13 protein-coding genes and 10 tRNA genes are annotated in these 17,159 nt (G+C 47.5%); 6 read left to right on the forward strand and 17 right to left on the reverse strand.

Features of this window, described 5'->3' with window-relative positions; genetic code table 11:
- Positions 1-51: 51 nt before the first annotated feature.
- Positions 52-900: an SIS domain-containing protein gene (locus tag D829_RS0122015; RefSeq protein ID WP_017691101.1), complete on the reverse strand. Its 849-nt coding sequence runs from the start codon at positions 898-900 to the stop codon at positions 52-54.
- A gap of 116 nt (positions 901-1,016) precedes the next feature.
- Positions 1,017-2,246, reverse strand: coding sequence for an anhydro-N-acetylmuramic acid kinase (locus tag D829_RS0122020; protein WP_017691102.1), 1,230 nt, complete (start codon positions 2,244-2,246; stop codon positions 1,017-1,019).
- Between the two features lie 281 nt (positions 2,247-2,527).
- Between D829_RS0122020 and D829_RS0122025 the strand changes: the two genes are divergently transcribed.
- Both D829_RS0122025 and D829_RS0122030 read left to right on the forward strand, forming a co-directional pair.
- Positions 2,528-3,940, forward strand: coding sequence for an N-acetylmuramoyl-L-alanine amidase family protein (locus D829_RS0122025; protein WP_017691103.1), 1,413 nt, complete (start codon positions 2,528-2,530; stop codon positions 3,938-3,940).
- A 34-nt stretch (positions 3,941-3,974) separates the two neighbouring features.
- Complete coding sequence (locus D829_RS0122030) at positions 3,975-4,505, forward strand: GerMN domain-containing protein (protein WP_017691104.1); 531 nt, start codon at positions 3,975-3,977, stop codon at positions 4,503-4,505.
- A gap of 76 nt (positions 4,506-4,581) precedes the next feature.
- Here D829_RS0122030 and D829_RS0122035 read toward each other — a convergent pair whose 3' ends face one another.
- The 4 genes from D829_RS0122035 to D829_RS0122050 all read right to left on the reverse strand — a co-directional run bounded on the left by D829_RS0122035 (position 4,582) and on the right by D829_RS0122050 (position 9,937).
- Positions 4,582-6,021 (reverse strand): MBL fold metallo-hydrolase, encoded by a 1,440-nt coding sequence (locus tag D829_RS0122035; RefSeq protein ID WP_017691105.1) that lies wholly within the window; start codon positions 6,019-6,021, stop codon positions 4,582-4,584.
- Complete coding sequence (locus tag D829_RS0122040) at positions 6,018-7,688, reverse strand: iron ABC transporter permease (RefSeq protein ID WP_026081346.1); 1,671 nt, start codon at positions 7,686-7,688, stop codon at positions 6,018-6,020. Before D829_RS0122040 ends, D829_RS0122035 begins: the two co-directional genes overlap by 4 nt.
- A gap of 88 nt (positions 7,689-7,776) precedes the next feature.
- Positions 7,777-8,850: an ABC transporter substrate-binding protein gene (locus D829_RS0122045; protein WP_017691107.1), complete on the reverse strand. Its 1,074-nt coding sequence runs from the start codon at positions 8,848-8,850 to the stop codon at positions 7,777-7,779.
- A gap of 70 nt (positions 8,851-8,920) precedes the next feature.
- On the reverse strand, positions 8,921-9,937 hold the full coding sequence (locus D829_RS0122050) for an ABC transporter ATP-binding protein (RefSeq protein ID WP_017691108.1): 1,017 nt from the start codon (positions 9,935-9,937) through the stop codon (positions 8,921-8,923).
- Between the two features lie 194 nt (positions 9,938-10,131).
- Here D829_RS0122050 and D829_RS0122055 point away from each other — a divergent pair, with 194 nt between their 5' ends.
- From D829_RS0122055 to D829_RS0122070, 4 genes are all read left to right on the forward strand, one after another.
- A complete protein-coding gene (locus tag D829_RS0122055) occupies positions 10,132-11,040 on the forward strand; it encodes a LysR family transcriptional regulator (protein WP_036661963.1) in 909 nt (302 codons plus the stop codon).
- Positions 11,041-11,208: 168 nt separating this feature from the next.
- Complete coding sequence (locus D829_RS0122060) at positions 11,209-12,069, forward strand: hypothetical protein (protein WP_017691110.1); 861 nt, start codon at positions 11,209-11,211, stop codon at positions 12,067-12,069.
- 371 nt (positions 12,070-12,440) lie between these two features.
- Positions 12,441-14,123: an AraC family transcriptional regulator gene (locus D829_RS0122065; RefSeq protein ID WP_017691111.1), complete on the forward strand. Its 1,683-nt coding sequence runs from the start codon at positions 12,441-12,443 to the stop codon at positions 14,121-14,123.
- Positions 14,124-14,217: 94 nt separating this feature from the next.
- Entirely contained in the window at positions 14,218-15,267 is a 1,050-nt protein-coding gene (locus D829_RS0122070; RefSeq protein ID WP_081595067.1) for an ABC transporter substrate-binding protein, read from the forward strand.
- 141 nt (positions 15,268-15,408) lie between these two features.
- Here the strand turns inward: D829_RS0122070 and D829_RS0122075 are convergent, their stop codons facing one another.
- The 11 genes from D829_RS0122075 to D829_RS0122125 all read right to left on the reverse strand — a co-directional run bounded on the left by D829_RS0122075 (position 15,409) and on the right by D829_RS0122125 (position 17,154).
- Positions 15,409-16,014 (reverse strand): short chain dehydrogenase, encoded by a 606-nt coding sequence (locus D829_RS0122075; RefSeq protein WP_017691113.1) that lies wholly within the window; start codon positions 16,012-16,014, stop codon positions 15,409-15,411.
- A gap of 184 nt (positions 16,015-16,198) precedes the next feature.
- A tRNA-Gly gene (locus tag D829_RS0122080) sits at positions 16,199-16,269 on the reverse strand.
- Between the two features lie 12 nt (positions 16,270-16,281).
- A tRNA-Pro gene (locus D829_RS0122085) sits at positions 16,282-16,355 on the reverse strand.
- 16 nt (positions 16,356-16,371) lie between these two features.
- Positions 16,372-16,448 (reverse strand) — tRNA-Arg (locus tag D829_RS0122090).
- A gap of 6 nt (positions 16,449-16,454) precedes the next feature.
- A tRNA-Gly gene (locus D829_RS0122095) sits at positions 16,455-16,529 on the reverse strand.
- Positions 16,530-16,537: 8 nt separating this feature from the next.
- Positions 16,538-16,624: transfer RNA gene (locus tag D829_RS0122100), tRNA-Leu, on the reverse strand.
- 9 nt (positions 16,625-16,633) lie between these two features.
- Positions 16,634-16,709: transfer RNA gene (locus D829_RS0122105), tRNA-Lys, on the reverse strand.
- A 9-nt stretch (positions 16,710-16,718) separates the two neighbouring features.
- A tRNA-Gln gene (locus D829_RS0122110) sits at positions 16,719-16,793 on the reverse strand.
- Between the two features lie 11 nt (positions 16,794-16,804).
- A tRNA-His gene (locus D829_RS0122115) sits at positions 16,805-16,880 on the reverse strand.
- A 97-nt stretch (positions 16,881-16,977) separates the two neighbouring features.
- Positions 16,978-17,053 (reverse strand) — tRNA-Thr (locus D829_RS0122120).
- A gap of 23 nt (positions 17,054-17,076) precedes the next feature.
- Positions 17,077-17,154, reverse strand: a tRNA-Asp gene (locus D829_RS0122125).
- Between the last annotated feature and the right edge of the window lie 5 nt (positions 17,155-17,159).

Below are 17,159 nucleotides of genomic sequence, written 5' to 3' on the forward strand. Positions count from 1 at the left end.
GTCAAAAAATCCCCTCCTGTATAAACAGAAAGGGATTCATATAGTTCTACTTCACTTGTGCTCCAGAATAGCCTGCCGGCTCTTCTCCAAATACTCCACCGACTGGTTGTAATCCCGACTGGCAATCGCCAGATACAAAATGTCGATCACGTTCAGCTGGGCAATCCGTGACGAAGTTGCTCCGCTCCGAATATCACTTTCGGTGGAAGTAATCATCAGGGGCACATCCGCCATACTACTGAGTGTATTGCTGCCCCACTTGGTAATGCTGATTGTCGCTGCACCGCCATCGTGAGCATGCTTGAGACAGGAGATTACGTTCGAAGTCTCCCCTGAATACGAGATACATACAACCGTATCATCTTCACGAAGCGTCGTTGCGGACGAAATCTGCATATGCGGATCGGCGAACGAAAAGCTTGTGCGATTGATTCGCATGAACTTGTAATGTGCATCCAGCGCAATCAGGTTGGAGGCCCCTACTCCATAGAAAAAGATCCGGTTTGCCTGATGAAGCACGTCCACAGCTTTTTCCACCAGACGTGGGTCCAGAATGTGAACCGTATCCTTCACCGACTGAATATTGTTTGCGGACACATGCTGAATAATGCTCTCCATGGAGTCCTGGGGACGAATCTCCGTATATTGATATGGCTCCCTCGTCTGCAAATCTCCGGCAATCTTCAGCTTCAGCTCCTGAAAACCCGTTACACCCAGTGATTTGCAGAGACGGATAATGGCAGCTGGGCTGCCTCCACTCCGTTCAGACAACTGGGCCACCGAGGATTGAACAGTTTCTTGCGGGTGATCCAGAATATAAGCTCCGATCTTCCGTTCGGACGGGGTCAAGTCATCCATTAATGCGCGTAAACGTACAAGTCCACCTTTCATGCCTTCCATTCGCTCCTCCTTTCCGCACTGCATTCATGTACAAGCATTTTATCTTATAATTCCACTCGCGTCTAATCGAATTCCTCGCCCTTCCATAACTGAACTCCAATTAAAGTCATACCTCACTAAAGTGTGAGATTGCCTGAGATTACGGCGTGTTTCGCGCCGGTTACGGCCGGGAGTGTATTGGTTCTTCCCATGAGTGCCTCATGGCCAAGTAGAGCAAATCCAATGGCCTCCCGAGCATCATCAGGTACGCCATAATCTGCTGTTCGTTCCAAACGGATATCCTTCGGTAGTCTCTGACGGATCATCTCCATTAACGTGGCATTGGAAGTGCCTCCACCGCAGGCAAGCATAGCCGATATTTGCACCTTGGGCAGGATAAAATCCTTCACTGCACGCACGATGGTCTCCGCGGTCAGACAGGTGGCAGTAGCCAGCGTATCTTCAAGAGATAAGGAACGCTCTGCGGCCATCTCCATCAGTCTCACTGCATATGCGGCTCCATATACTTCTCGCCCGGTGCTTTTCGGTGGAAGTCTTTTGAAATACTCATCCTCCAAACACAGGTCTACCAGACCCTGATCGACCTTCCCCTGTGCAGCAATACTTCCACTCGGATCATAATGCTGCCGCCCATCCGTTGCCTGCCGCACAATGGCGTCCATCACCATATTCCCTGGTCCCGTATCAAATGCCGAAATACCTTGGGTAGATGACTCGGAGGGAAGCACCGTCACATTGCCAATGCCACCGATATTCTGCACCAGCCGCCCTTCCGTCGGGCTTCGGAACATCAGAGCATCCGCATAAGGTGTAAGCGGGGCACCTTCCCCACCAGCCGCCATATCCCTTGCTCGCAGGTTGCCAATCACTGGCAGTCCTGTCCGTTCTCGAACGACAGCACATTCACCGATCTGCAATGTCGATACCACATCAATACTTGCTCCCGTTGGCCCTGGAAATGCAGATGCTACAGGAGCATGCCATACCGTCTGTCCATGCATGCTAATCACATCCACCTGCTGCGTTGAGATACCAGCAGACTCTATCAGTTCCGTAACGCTATGCGCATACCACTCCGATACACCAAAATGCGCGGCTGTTAGCTCGTCGACACGAGCTGTTCCTGGTGAACATAACCGGATCAGTACGTCTCTCAATCCATTTGAATACGGCACACAGACGAAATCAACCAGCTCGATCTGCTGTAATGCCCCGCTCATATCAGTTTGAACACGCACCAGTGCCGCATCTGTTCCATCAAGTGACGTTCCTGACATTAGTCCGATAACCAGATGCTCCTGCTTCAAACGATACTTCTCCCACATCGGAAAGCTGCCTGTATCCATCCACTTCCAACCTCCTGCAAGACCCGATGAACACGTCATCCTGCCATAATTTCACCCAGTATATGATATTAAATTTCACAAGTCAAACATTATATGAAATTTAATTACATGATTGAAAATAAAAAGAGTATATCCATTCCATTTGCGATCACACATCACGTTTTCTTCCATGAATTTATAATTAGACATCAGAAGAGAAACATTTTTACATTTTTACCGTTTATATTATGTAGGGATATTTTGGAAGCGAGATATAGATATAATACTAGTCGAGGTGCATAATGAAGAAAACCATTTTACTACTGTTTTTGAGTCTATTCTTACTCGTTTTGCTCCCTAATCAGGGAAATGCTGCTGTAAGCACATCAAAAATCTTTATGGATGGAGAGGAATTAGTCCTCCCAAGTGATGTACAGGTGACGATTATCAATAAAAACGTGATGATCCCGATTCGTGTCGTTGCCGAAAATTTGAAATTCAAAGTCGATTGGAACCAACAAGCACGCACTGTAAAAATTCAGCAAGATCAACAGACGATTTCCCTAACCGTCGATCAAAAGCAAGCCATGGTTGCTGACAAACAAGTCACTTTGAACACAGCACCGCAGATTTTGAATAAAACGCTGGTGGTGCCCATTCGATTTGTCAGTGAACAAATGGGTCTTAAGGTAAGATGGAACAATCAAGACAAGATCGTATACTTAACAAACACCAGTAAGGGACCTGCTATCAATCCAGGTAACAGTTCTGGAAAAGGGGATTCAACGTCTACCGCTCAGGTTACCGATATCCAATTTGCCAATAATCAGCTCGTGTTATCCACGGATGGGGCCGTTCAGCCAATAGTAACGACCCTCAAGTACCCTGATCGTTTGGTTGTGGACTTGCCCGGAGCCACCTTTGGTGATATCTCCCAACCACTGGATCAAGGACTCAATGGCAAGTTGGATGTGAGCGGTTATCCCAATGTGACAGAAGTGAGATATTCACTGTTCAAACGAGAACCGGCGCAAGTCCGCATTGTCGTAGAATTGAATAATGTGAAGGATGTCCAGTACAGCCAGAATGTGATTGCCGATAAACTGATTATTGATCTGAATGTTGCGGGAGATAATGTCACACCTGCTCCAGTCACTCCAGTAGGCGATTCAGGACGCAAGGTCGTGGTCATCGACCCAGGACACGGTGGCAGTGATCCGGGGACGATCAGCATCACGAACAAACCCGAGAAGGAATACAATCTGGCATTGGCTCACAAAGTACAAGCCCTGCTGCTCAATGAACCCAATATCGAATTGGTGATGACTCGTGAGGGTGATACCTATCCCACCCGCCCTGAGCGTGTTCAACTCGCCAATCAATTAAATGCAGATGTATTCGTATCTATCCATGGCAATAGCGTGAAGTCCGCCCCCCAAGCCACAGGTACGGAGACATATTATTATCAACGCAGTAATAGTAAGGAATTAGCTAATATCATTCATCAACGTTTATTGAAAGCCATGGGTCTCAGAGATCGTGGTGTGAAAAATGGCAACTTGGAAGTAATCCGAGACACGACCATGCCTGCAGTGCTTTTGGAAGTGGGATTCCTGAGTAATGTGCTCGATGAAGAACTGATGTCGTCCGAAGTTGTTCAGATGAAAGCCGCTCAAGCGATAGCCGATGGAATCAAGGAGTATTTGAGCCTGTAAATCATCAAATATATCAGATGAAGGAAGTGATCCTTTGAATAAGAAGCTAGGTTGTGCACTTATATTAACATGCTTGATCCTTATCGGAGTTGGATGTGCCCAGAAGCCAGTGAGCCAATCCGGCTCAAATGAACCCAACCCAGCCAAAACGGAGGTGGATCTGGGCACAATGAATACACAAGTCGTCGATGTATATATGGCAGATTCTCAGGTACTGGAGCTTGAGAAAACAGAGCAGGAAATTGATTACAAGGATGATTCCGAAAAATATGAAAAAACATTTGCAGCGTTGCAAACAAACACCGATTCAGAGCTTGTTTCCCTCTGGGAGCAGGTGGAATTGCTCTCTATCCAATATGCTGAGGGTACGGTAACTCTGGATGTTCATATCCCCGCTGAAGCCAATCTTGGTACCAGTGGAGAATTGCTCGCATTGGAAGCTTTAACAACAACGATGTTTCAATTTGATGAAGTGAAGAGCCTGGATATACTGGTGGATGGTGAAGCCGTTGATAGTTTGATGGGTCATGCCGAACTGGAACACCCCATTCATCGCGAACCCTAACTGATCAGACAACAATGGAAAAAGAACGTCCCCAGGGACGTTCCAATCTGACGCATCAATTCGATTCATGCACAATTCACACATATAGCTCGTCACCAGCAGACAGTGAATGTATAACTGTTCCCGGTGACGGGCTATTTCTGAGCAAACCTTCTTTTAATCGGTCCGTCTCTGCCCGGTCAGCATGCACAAGGACCGTATGCCTTGCTGGAACCTGATGCAGCATCCGTTCAACATCCTTCCAGCCCTGATGCACTTTATAACGTATTTTCCCCACCTCACACGCGCCATACTTGTCAGGAACCCGTAGCAGCTTATCAGCAAATGTACCATGAGCAACATGCCCGGTGAGCAGAATCAGATTCTCCTCCCTGTCTGATAATTGACTATAATACCAACGGGCAAGCGAGGACTGCATCATGCCGTCTGGAATAAACCATAGCGAAGCAGCATGTAGTTCCAACAGTTGTTCCCGCTCTTGGGTGGTCGTAGGCAGATCCCATCCTCGTCCGGTAAAAAAGCAATCCATTTTGTCTTTCAACGAACTTCCGATGACATGCTCTCCCTTCTCCCTCAACCAGTATGGAACATGCATAAGCTGCTTCATGCCGTCCACCAGTCCTTGTTCCACTACAATTGGAACATCGGGAAATTGTTGCTGTGCCCACAGTATGATCTCCTGTCCACGCCCTACGACAGGCATAGGTAAGAGCACCTTTCCACCTTGAGCAATCGTCTGGCGAATGACTCGTTCAAGCTGTTCCAGTTTGTCGGCCTGTGTATCCTGGTCCGTACCATAGGCCGCATCAACGATTGCCAGATCCACCAGTCCGACGGAAGATATTGCTCTATCTGCTCCGCTTGCTATATTTGCTCTACCTACTCCATCTGCTCCGTTGGATGTGAAATTCCCCTGCTTCATGGGTATCTCCATGGATACGAGTGTTCTTGTCTGCCAGAACGCCTCCGCTGGACAATCCGCCTGTAAAAGCATCGATTCGGACGTGTAGTCCCCGGAATAAAAAATCCGCTTACCTTCCATTTCAAGCCCAAACCACACCGATCCAGCCAGATGTCCACTACGGCCCCACATCACTTTTACTTCGGGAATCGGTTCGAACCAAGTTTGGGATACAACCTCATCCTCCAGATACTGATAACGAATAGCCCGCTCATCTGCTTCATCATAAGGGAGTTTCTGTCCGACACGTTCTGCAAACCTACGCCAGTTGGCAAAATACGTACGCAGCTGCTCCCTCGTCTCCCTTGTTGTCCACACTTCACCCTGGTAGCCCATCTTATACAGCAAAGGGATGGCGACCGAATGATCTTCATGGGCGTGGGACAAAAACACCGCATCCAGTTGCGGGACAATCTCCGGGTCAATGAGCGGATACTGGCCCGTGCCTTCTTTTTTGACACCACAATCCAGCAAAAGGCGAAACCGGCTCCCGCTCAGGAGATAGGCAGAACGTCCATGTTCCCCTGCACCGCCCCATACATTCAGTTTGATCATGATGCATTCCACTTTCTCTTTGAATTCAGCAGTTCGATTCCAAGCAGCATGAGCACCGTCATACCTACAGTTACCACGGCCATCGCCATTCCCAGTGATACCTGACCTTGTTCAAATTGGGCAAAAATATACGTAGCCGACGTCTGCATCGACGGCGGAAGAATCAACAACGATCCGACCAGTTCCCTTGTTGCAATCGTAAAGGTCATCATCCAGCCGGCCAACATGCCGGGCAGGATCAACGGGATCAGGATGCGCCGCAGAATATACAGCGGCTTACCGCCAAACACTTGCCCAGCCTGGAACAATGTTCCGTCAATCTGGGTAAAGCTCGATTTTACATACTGCACGGTGTAAGGCAAGAAGAGCACAACGTACGTGAGCACAACCATGCCGTAGGTGTTATACAACGTGACTGGCATCCAGGGTGAGTTCCAGAAGAGAATCAGACCCACGACCATCACGATACCCGGCACCGTATTAGGCAACAGACTGAACAAGTCAATCACACGCTGCATGAATGAAGATGATCTGCCGATTGCGAGTGCAAACCCCGTACCGATAATAACAGCAACGGTTGAAGCCGCGAGGGATAATCCCAGACTGTTCCCGATCGCCTTCATACTCACTGATCCCCAAGATAACAGCTCCTTGTAATGATCCAAGGTAAGATTATCAAAAGCAATTCCCGATCCTCGTAACTTCATGGTCGAAGCGGCGATGATGGAGAAATACGGGATACCTATCGACAGGATCAACAGGATAGCAAGATACGCCCCGCATAACCATCCCGCTCCGCCACGAAGAGAATATCGCTTCGAACGTTGCCCTTTGCCACCAACCAGACGATACGTGAACTTCCGGCTCATGGCAGACTGCATATACCACATCACCAGACAGACGGACAACAGCACCGATGCCAGTGAAGTCGCCTTGCCGAAGTCAATCGGCCAACTGGAGATGTACTTATGGATTTCGGAGGTCATGACATAATAGCCAATCTTGCGCCCAAAGGTTGCCGGTGTTCCGAATTCCGCAATCGTTTTGACAAAGACCAGCATGATCCCCATGCCGTAAGACGACAACAACAGGGGTAAAATAATACGTCTGAAACGGTACCCTGCACGCGCACCGTGCACGGCTCCCGCTTCTTCCAGATTGCCACCGATGCGGATCAACGCATCTCGAAGCAGCAGATACAGGAACGGGAACAGGTGCAAGCCCATGATGAGCACCATGCCCCAGAAGCTGAAGAACAGCTCACTCCAGCCCGCAGATGAGGGCACCCATTGCTGGAGATATCCCCCTTTTTGCATAAACAGAATCCAGCCCATCGAGCCGATATACGGCGGGGTCATGAACGGAATCATCAGGATTACATCGACCCAGCGATGCTCGCCCATCCGAGTCTTCGCCATCATCCAGGCCAGCGGCAGCGCCAGCAGCGTGGTTACCGCTACAACGCAGATGCCAAGCCAGATGGAATTCAGCAACACACCCGATAGATGATGACCGGTAATCGTGCGAATCGGAGCCATCCAGTCCCATTGTCCGTCCGGATACACACTTTGCCAGAAGATCAGCAAGAGCGGTACACCAATGCTTATGGTCAGCAGAAAGAGGGCCAGAATCACGCCCACTCTCCGAAAAATTCGGTTGTTGTCCATTCCAACAGGTTTCACTACGTTCACCTCACATGACTTTCCACAGACAGCAGGTATTCCTTTTGCCTAATTGTCTCTATACTTGTGCTTCTTACTTAAAAGTCTCGGAAAAACGCGCCGCTGTCTCTTCGCCATGTTCGCTCATCCAGTTCCAATCCACTTTAAGTTGTGGAATATCCTTCACATTGGCACGGTTGGTCGCTTCAATGTCTTCGCGGCCCGGGATCAGATAAGCATCTGCAACGAGCTTCTGTGCTTCATCGGATAACAGGTAGTCAATGAACGCTTTGGCATTCTCTACATTTGGACTGGATTTCAGAATCGCTGCCGGTCTTGGGCTGATTACCGTGCCTTCCTCAGGATATACGATATCCAGTGGTTCACCTTTTGCCTTGGAGGAATACGCCATGTAATCCACACCTGCTGCTACGATGCTTTTAGCACCCGTAATAACAGGATCAAGTGCTTCCTGATTGGCGCCTGCCATCACTACACCATTGGCTTTATAGGCACTCAGCAGATCCCATCCTTTTTCACCATTCGCACTCAGGTACCCTGTGATGAAGTCGAGTGCTGAACCTGATAATGTAGGGTCGGGAATGTTCACTGCATCTTTCCACGCGGGCGTAGCAAGCTCTGCCCAACTTGTTGGTGGTGTAGATACTAGTTTGGTGTTATACACAATACCCAATGCGGAAGCACTGCTGCTGAAATAGTTGCCCTCTGCATCCGACCAATCCTTGTTCAGCTTGTCTGCATTGGCTGCTTCGGGGTAAGGCATGGTCAGTCCGTCTGCTTTCAAAGCCTGTGCTGAAGGCAAGGAAGCCAGAATCACAACGTCTGCAACCGGATTGGATTTCTCAGCTTCCATACGAGCCAGAATTTTGCCTGTCGTTCCCTGGAACATCTCAACTTCGATCCCTGTTTTGTCTGTAAATCCGCTCACGATGTTATCCGCCAGCTTCTGTGGGCCAGCACTGTACAACACCAGCTTGCCGCCAGCCGGTTTCGTTGTTTCCGCTGCTGCTGCTGTGTTTCCTTCACCCGCGGGTTGTGCCGCGTTGCCTGTAGTCGAGTTCCCTGTGCTACATCCGAACAAACTGATACTCATTACCGCTGTTAATAATAGCATTGCACTCTTTTTCCGTGTTTTCATACCCAACATATTCGTCCATCTCCCCTGGTTTCTTATAAAATGTGTACTCCTGCTTCCAACTGCGTGCTCGTTCAACAATTTAATATGCCACTGCGATCGCTTCGTTCTGCTTCATACTCGGGTGGTCATAACCATCCATTCGGCATATCCGCTCAGGGGTTACATAGAGCTGCACCCGCTCCCCTACGCGCACTCTTTGGTTCATATAGGCTGTCCATACGCCAAGCCCTTCCATCTGCACTCGTACTTCATAACGTTCACCTACATAGCTGACACTAAGTACCGTCCCCGGATAATACAGATCGTCATGCCCTGTTTTGTTCCAGGTGACATGCTCTGGACGAACCATCGATTGATTAGGCGTGAGCCAGTTGGACTTTCCGATAAACGAAGCGACATACGGGTCACTTGGCGCCGAGTAGATCGTTTCCGGGCTTCCTTTTTGCAATATACGCCCCTTCTGCATCACCACAATCTCATCCGACATCGACATCGCTTCAATCTGATCATGTGTGACGTACAGCGCAGTCAGTCCCATGTCCCGAACCAGCGACATCATCTCGATCCGCATCTCTTCCCGGAGTACAGCATCCAGTGCACTCAGTGGCTCATCGAACAGGATCACACCAGGTCTGACCGCTACGGCTCTGGCAAAAGCAACCCGTTGCTGCTGTCCACCAGACAGCTGATGAGGATAACGATCCTCCATGCCTTGCAGGCGGACCATGCCAAGCGCTTCGTTCACCTTTTGCCGCAGATCGGATTTCTGTTTTCCGGCCTTCAGGCCAAACGCTACATTTTCGTATACGGTCATATGCGGCCATAATGCAAAATCCTGAAACACCATGCCCAGATTACGCTTGTGTGTTGGTATATCAATCCGCTTCGCCGCAGAGTAGATACACTGACCATCTGCACGAATCTCCCCCGCGTCCGGCTGTTCCAGCCCGGCCAACATTCGGAGCAGTGTTGTTTTGCCACAGCCCGATGGGCCGAGCAGGGTCGTGAACTTTCCATGTTCAAGCGTTAGATCTGTCGGCAGCAGTGCGGGTGTTTGATTAAATGATTTTTGAATTCCCGTTATCTCTAATTTCATAAGCATCCCTGCCTGACTTTTGTTACTTGATCTCTTGCACTGTTCTCAGTCTAACGTCCGCTTTCGCGAGTTGTATGTCTTGTATGTAAAATTGGAATTAACTTTTTAGATGAATTCTGTTGATGTTCATAGATTAAATCTATAGTAGGTGATTATTAATGAAACTTTTCATTTTACGGAGAACCTAAATGGGTATGAGGAGTGTTGGGACATTGAATCTGAGCAAATTGCAAATTGTTGAGCTGATCGATAAGCATCATCACATGACAAGCGTGGCCGAGTTACTGGGGATCAAGCAACCCACCGTTACATTTCATATGAAATCATTGGAGGAAGAGATGGGTGTGCGATTATTTGAATCGCGCAGTGGAAAGACCTTTTTAACCGAAGCAGGGCAGGCTTTGCTCCATTATTCCGTCAAAATCAATGCTCTGACCCAAGAGGCACGGCGGGTAGTGAAGGAATATGACAGCCTCTATCGGGGCACCCTGCACATTGGGGCAAGCTATGTACCAGCTACATATCTGCTGCCCGCCATGCTCAATACCTTTTCTCAGGAATTCCCGGGCATTCGTATCGTCTTATCCGTCAAACCATCACCTGTCATTCGCGAGATGTTAATTCGGCATCAGATTGATCTGGGTGTGATCTCTTCCGAGCCATTTGTGGGACCTGCCCTGCAAGCCGAGACACTGTGTGAAGATGACCTTGTATTGATCTGCTCTCCGCAGCATGGGTTGGCCCAGAAGGATGCATTAAAACCTGATCATATCGCGCAGATTCCTTTTGCCTTACATGGCAATGAATCCAGTACTCGTCGGTTAACCAACCACTGGCTCGCGCAACATGATATTCGTTTGCGGAGCACGGTGGAGATGGATTCCCTGGAAGCGATCAAACAGCTCGTGTTAATCGGAGGGCATGTCTCATTCATGTCTCGGATGGCGGTACAGTGGGAGGAACAGCAGGGGCTCATTCAGGTTCTTCCCATTCCCGGAGAGCAAGCACCACGGCATATCTATACGGTACATAACAAGGACCGCCACCCTTCCGTTCAGGTAAACCGCTTCAAAGAAGTGCTGCGAGAGGTGAGTCAAGACTAAGACTCCCCCTTTCTATGGTTGATTGCCATGATCCTCTATAAACTATCGTTTGCCATTCATCAAATCTATGCAGGGTTAACGCAATGTGCGCTCCCCGTTAATCGCTTTCATATATTCGAGCGATAAAGTAAGTCTGTACGTTAATCCAGATTAGGAGAGTGATTGGTTTTGAAAAAGTGGAAAAAGGTAACCGCCTCATTCATGCTGAGCATCGTAACATTGGGAAGTGGACTGACGTTTCTGGGAGCACCCCAGGCTTCAGCTGCTGCCAATGCCGTTCCTGCTTATGAAGTGAAGTTTCTGGCCAAGCCGGAGCTTGTATTAAATACAGATGGGACACCACGCAGTGAAGTGATTCAGACACTCGGCCTGAATTCCACGCCAAGAAATATTAACGTAGAGTACTTCGACACCAATGCTCTCGGATTGGATCAACAAGGATGGAACGTTCGTTTTCGCAAAAAGGATGACAAAAATAACTACGAATTGACTTATAAAAAACGCTATCCTGTGATCAATGGCGATATCAATGCAGCGCTGACTCTGGCTAATCAAGAAGGATTCGACAAATCAGATGATAACTACGAGGCTGAAATTGATTGGGGATACGGAAAACAGACGCTGAGCTTCTCCAATACCAAAAAAGTCGATACCAAAGCGACAGGTGTTCAACTTCCTTCCCAGCAAGATGCCCTGAACATGTTACTGGACAAGCTTCCGGGCAAATTGAAAAACTGGTCTGCCTCCAACTGGGGCAAGCAGCAATTGACTCAATCCCGTGCTTATGGTCCAATAACGTTTCAACGATATGAAGGTACATGGAATGGTCAAGAGCTCACACTCGAAGTATGGCCGATCCGTAATGCAGAAGGTACAGGTATTGAGAATATCGTAGAGGTTTCTTTCAAAACCGATGATGCTGTAGCCGTATCTGGACTGCGTACCCAACTACTGCAATTGCTGAAGAACAATAACTGGCTGATTCCTGCCGATGGCTTGAAGACTCAGACGATTCTAGAAAGATACTAATCGCTAGCTCTAACTAAAAAGACAAGTTCCTCTTCCTGCGGACATCGTAGGAGAAGGCTTGTCTTTTTTTTGCGTAGTGAATTAAATGATCTGTTATTTAAGTAATCTACAATTAACATCGGTTGAGATTTTACTGGTTATTCGCTCAACGGTTTGGATGATGGGCACTATGTATTGGCTATTTTCCAACACGGTAACCTATTTCAATTCAAGTTATAGTGGAGAGTCACGCGGTACAGTGATCAGAATTCGCTATATCATTTCATATTATCATATGGACTTCTTATTTGTATGACAATATGCGATAATTGATAATGATTCTCAAATACATCATATGTAATGTTACTATTGCAAGTTAAGGAGGGATTCTGGTGACTTTGCAAGTCTTTCCACTGATATCTAACGGTGACCATACCCGTGACCTATATGCAAGATTCAAGACATCCGAAGTTCTCGATCAAGCGTCTTTTCTTGCCCCATTCGTATTAGCGGACTCACATCTTCTGCTCATCTGTACTGGTGGTGAAGCCGATATTCGTATTGGGCACAGGCTGAATCATGCCACACTCGGCAAGATGTATCTGATCCTGCCAGGAACAGCGATAGAATATACAACGGATGAGGTTCATCCTTTACAGGGCATCGCGATATATTTTGATCTGTTAAAGCCCATTTCAGATATCAACAAAACTACTTCCGGCTCTACTGTAATGGAGATTTACCAAAAAGGGGTACTTCGTTCGTCTTACGCCGATGAATTACCGCATGAACTTTTTCAGGAATGTACCAGAATTGCTTCACAGCTCCATGAATGCATCTCTGTACCTCAAGAAAATCGTCCATTTCGTATTCAGACTTTGATGCATGAATTGTTGACCCATGTGTATGCTCCTCCCAAAGAAAGTGCAATAGGAGATTCCGAACACACCTCTGCTTTGGATCAAACGCTTGAACTTATTGAGCTTGGATATGCTGAGCATCTTTCTCGTGAAGTTCTTGCCGGAGTGGCAGGCATGAGTGTATGGCACTATTCGCGGGTATTCAAAAGCCGGACTGGCATCAGTCCCATGGAATATGTGAACAGTATCCGCATGGACAGGGCCAAAGAGATGCTGCTCGTTCCCGGCCAAACCATTAAACATATCGCCTCACAGGTTGGTTTTCAGGACGAGTTTTACTTTAGTCGTAAATTCAAAAAATATGTTGGTATGTCTCCCTCTACCTATCAACGGCAGAAACGCAGTAAAATTGCTGCTCTCTCCTTCGGAACCACTGGCCATCTGCTGGCATTACAGATCATCCCCCATGCGGCATTGATCGATAACCGACGGGATCAACATAGGAATCTGTTTTTCTCGAATATCCCTTATCATCTGGGACGTAGCAAACGCATGAATCCTCGTATCTGGCAAACCAACGTTGAGTTGTTGATGCAAGCGAGCCCGGACCTCATACTCTGTAATGAGTACGAAGCCCATACGTTAAAAAGAACGCTGCAGCGAATTGCACCTACCATCGTTATCCCATGGAAAGGATTGAGCTGGCGGGAACACTTCGTACAAGTTGCCTCCATTGTGGGACAGCAACAAGATGCTCAGCAATGGTTGGAGCAGTATGATGACAAGGTAATACATGCCACAGAGCAGCTTACTCATTTAATCGGTAAGGATACGGTCTCCATCATTCATATCATGATGGGTCACCTGTTAATCTACGGGCGACGCAATGGGGGTGCTGTTCTATATGACGACCTGGGGGTTTCCCCTTCACACGATCTGCTTCCAGGGCAAGTCTATCGTGCATTGGATGAACAGGAGTTGCCTCAAATGGTTGGAGATCGCATGTTACTGATTGTGGACCAGGACTCGGAATCCCAGCAACGTTGGCATAAACTACAACAGACTCAGCTATGGCAACATTTGATGCCCGTGCAGAACCAGCATGTATATCTGCTAGATGAAATGCCTTGGTTGGATTATTCACCATATGCCCATGATCAGATCATCGATGAAACCCTGAAACTTTTTGGTGGAACTCAGCACATTAATCCATGACTGGATAGCACAGAAGACTATGTCTCCCCCAACATGAGACCGCTACAATATAAAGTATACTGAGAATCAATATCATTAGAAACACAGGGGGATTATGATGTACAAACAGCATTATGTCAAAATACCGGGGATCCTGTTTATACTCGCCATGTTACTTGTTGCGTGTGGACAGACACCTGCAAGCACTTCGCAGCCATCTGCAGATGGCGTAAAATCAGCTGCGGGGACAGATGGTGACTCATCCACTGAATCAGCTACTAAGACCGTGGAGAGCGCCAATGGCAGCAAAGAAATCCCGGCACATCCCGAACGGATTGTGTCCATTAATATGGAGGACATTCTCCTCTCCTTGGAGGTACCACTGGTACTTGCTACACCTATTGGCCGGCAAGATTACCTGAATGAGCAACTTGAAGCCCAAGGCGTGGCTGTCGAACCCATTAATGAAAGTGTCAATTTTGAAGCTGTAGTCAGCGCCAATCCGGACCTTATTATTGCCAATGCCAGTTTGGATGCCAAGATTCTCGAACAACTCGAGAAGATCGCGCCTACGATCACTTATGATCGCCGTAATTGGCAGGAATCTATCGTGCAGGTAGCTACTGCACTGGATATTGAGAAGCGGGCTGAACAGCTTTTACAACAAAATAATGACCAAATAACAGAAGCTCAGAAGCTGGCAGCCGATATCACCAAAACTAAACCTACTGCTGCATTCCTGCGCTTGGAAGAGAAGGATATTCGTTTGTTCTTCTCTTCCATTCCGTCTACACCCTTCTCGGGTTCCAGCTATGTGGGAGCGGGTTATGATATTGGATTCACTCCCGATGCTCTCGTTACCAAACTTGAAGCGGAGAATCCGGAACGGATGAATGCCAATATCTCGGTTGAGCTTTTGCCTGAAATCAAAGCAGACTATCTGTTTATCGTGTCCATTAGCTCAGATGGATCACCTGAAGCGTTGCAAAAAACAAAAGATGAACTCAACGAAATCCAGCAACTCCAAGTGTGGAAAAGTCTGCCCGCTGTCCAAAATGGTCATGTGTATGTCCTCAATGCTAAGAAGTGGCTCATTGATGGCCCCATTGCCGAATCGCTCAAACGTAATGAAATGCTCGAAGTTCTTGGACTACCTGCTTCATAATAGTAAACATACCTCTGTTTCATCCACAGCAAACAAAAGGAGATTCACCGGATTTTCGGTGGATCTCCTTTATATTCAATATTCCAAATGGCCTCATTCAGCAGTTCTTTATTTCAGTAATTCTTCATTCACATCAGGTTTTTAATATATTTTAAAGTTTTGGGCTGTTTCGATACCAAGTGCACTCTGGATAAACGTATTAGCCACTTTCTCCACAGGCACCGGATTAAATCCAATAAAGAAATCCTTATATTTCTCCGCCGACTCTTCAAACAGATTAGGACTAACTGAGTTCAAACGAATACCTCTTGGCAACTCAAACGCTGCCGCTTTGGCAAACGAATCAATAGCCCCATTGACCATAGCACTTGATGCGCCTTTCTCAATAGGGTGGTCTTGTATAATGCCACTGACCAGTGTGAAACTCCCCTTGTCGTTAATATAGTGCTGACCAATCAATACGATATTGACCTGTCCTAGCAGTTTGCCCTGCACACTAATCATATTGTTCTCTGGTGTCAGTTCTTCGAGTTTCGCATAATGGGTCTGGCCTGCCGCAACAATGACGTAATCAATATTACTCACCGTTTCAAAGAGGGTAGTAATACTCTCTGTCGACGTCATATCCACCTGAACATCCCCGGATTGTCTACCTGCTGTAATAACCTCAACCGAATAATCTCTCAGTTTCGCAACAACAGCTTTACCTAGCGTTCCGTTTCCACCAATGACCAGAGCTCTTTTCATTACTGTTTGTCCTCCTTTATAAATAAATACGTTTAATCAGATACAAATTGTTCTATTTATTTAAACAAAGATTTCATCCTTAATCAAATGACAATTGCCCCTATTTTAAATAGATTACACTTATCCTTTTTAACACAAAAAAAGCCCTTGCTATAAGCAAAGGCCCTTCTATATGTTACTCGGAAGCGGGTGATGGGAATCGAACCCACGCTATTAGCTTGGAAGGCTAAAGTTCTACCATTGAACTACACCCGCAAATAAAAAAAATCGGGATGACACGATTTGAACATGCGACCCCCTGGTCCCAAACCAGGTGCTCTACCAAGCTGAGCTACATCCCGATACTTATGAGAATAATGGCGCGCCCTGAGAGATTCGAACTCCCGGCCTTTTGATTCGTAGTCAAACGCTCTATCCAGCTGAGCTAAGGGCGCAAATATTGGAGCGGAAGACGGGAATCGAACCCGCGACCCTCGCCTTGGCAAGGCGATGCTCTACCGCTGAGCCACTTCCGCAAAACATATGGTGCGGTCGAGAGGACTCGAACCTCCACGGGGGTTAGCCCACACGGACCTGAACCGTGCGCGTCTGCCAATTCCGCCACGACCGCAAAATATAATGGTGAGTCATGAAGGGCTCGAACCTTCGACACCCTGATTAAAAGTCAGGTGCTCTACCAACTGAGCTAATGACTCGTAATGAAATGGCTGGGGATATAGGATTTGAACCTATGCATGACGGAGTCAAAGTCCGTTGCCTTACCGCTTGGCTAATCCCCATTAAAAAATCATGGGGCGATCGAGGGGAATTGAACCCCCGAATGCCGGATCCACAAACCGGTGCGTTAACCACTTCGCCACGACCGCCATAGAGTAAGCCATTCATCCACTAAGAGAATCTTAGTATTAACAATTTTACTTGTAATATACATTCTATCACAAATTCAGATGTAAATACTAAAAATGGTGCCGGCGAGAGGACTTGAACCCCCAACCTACTGATTACAAGTCAGTTGCTCTACCAGTTGAGCTACACCGGCACGGTGTATATTTAATTAAAAAATGGCGGAACCGACGGGATTCGAACCCGCGATCTCCTGCGTGACAGGCAGGCATGTTAGGCCAACTACACCACGGTTCCATAGT

The sequence above is a fragment of the Paenibacillus sp. PAMC 26794 genome (assembly GCF_000316035.1).
Classification (GTDB): Bacteria; Bacillota; Bacilli; order Paenibacillales; family Paenibacillaceae; genus Paenibacillus.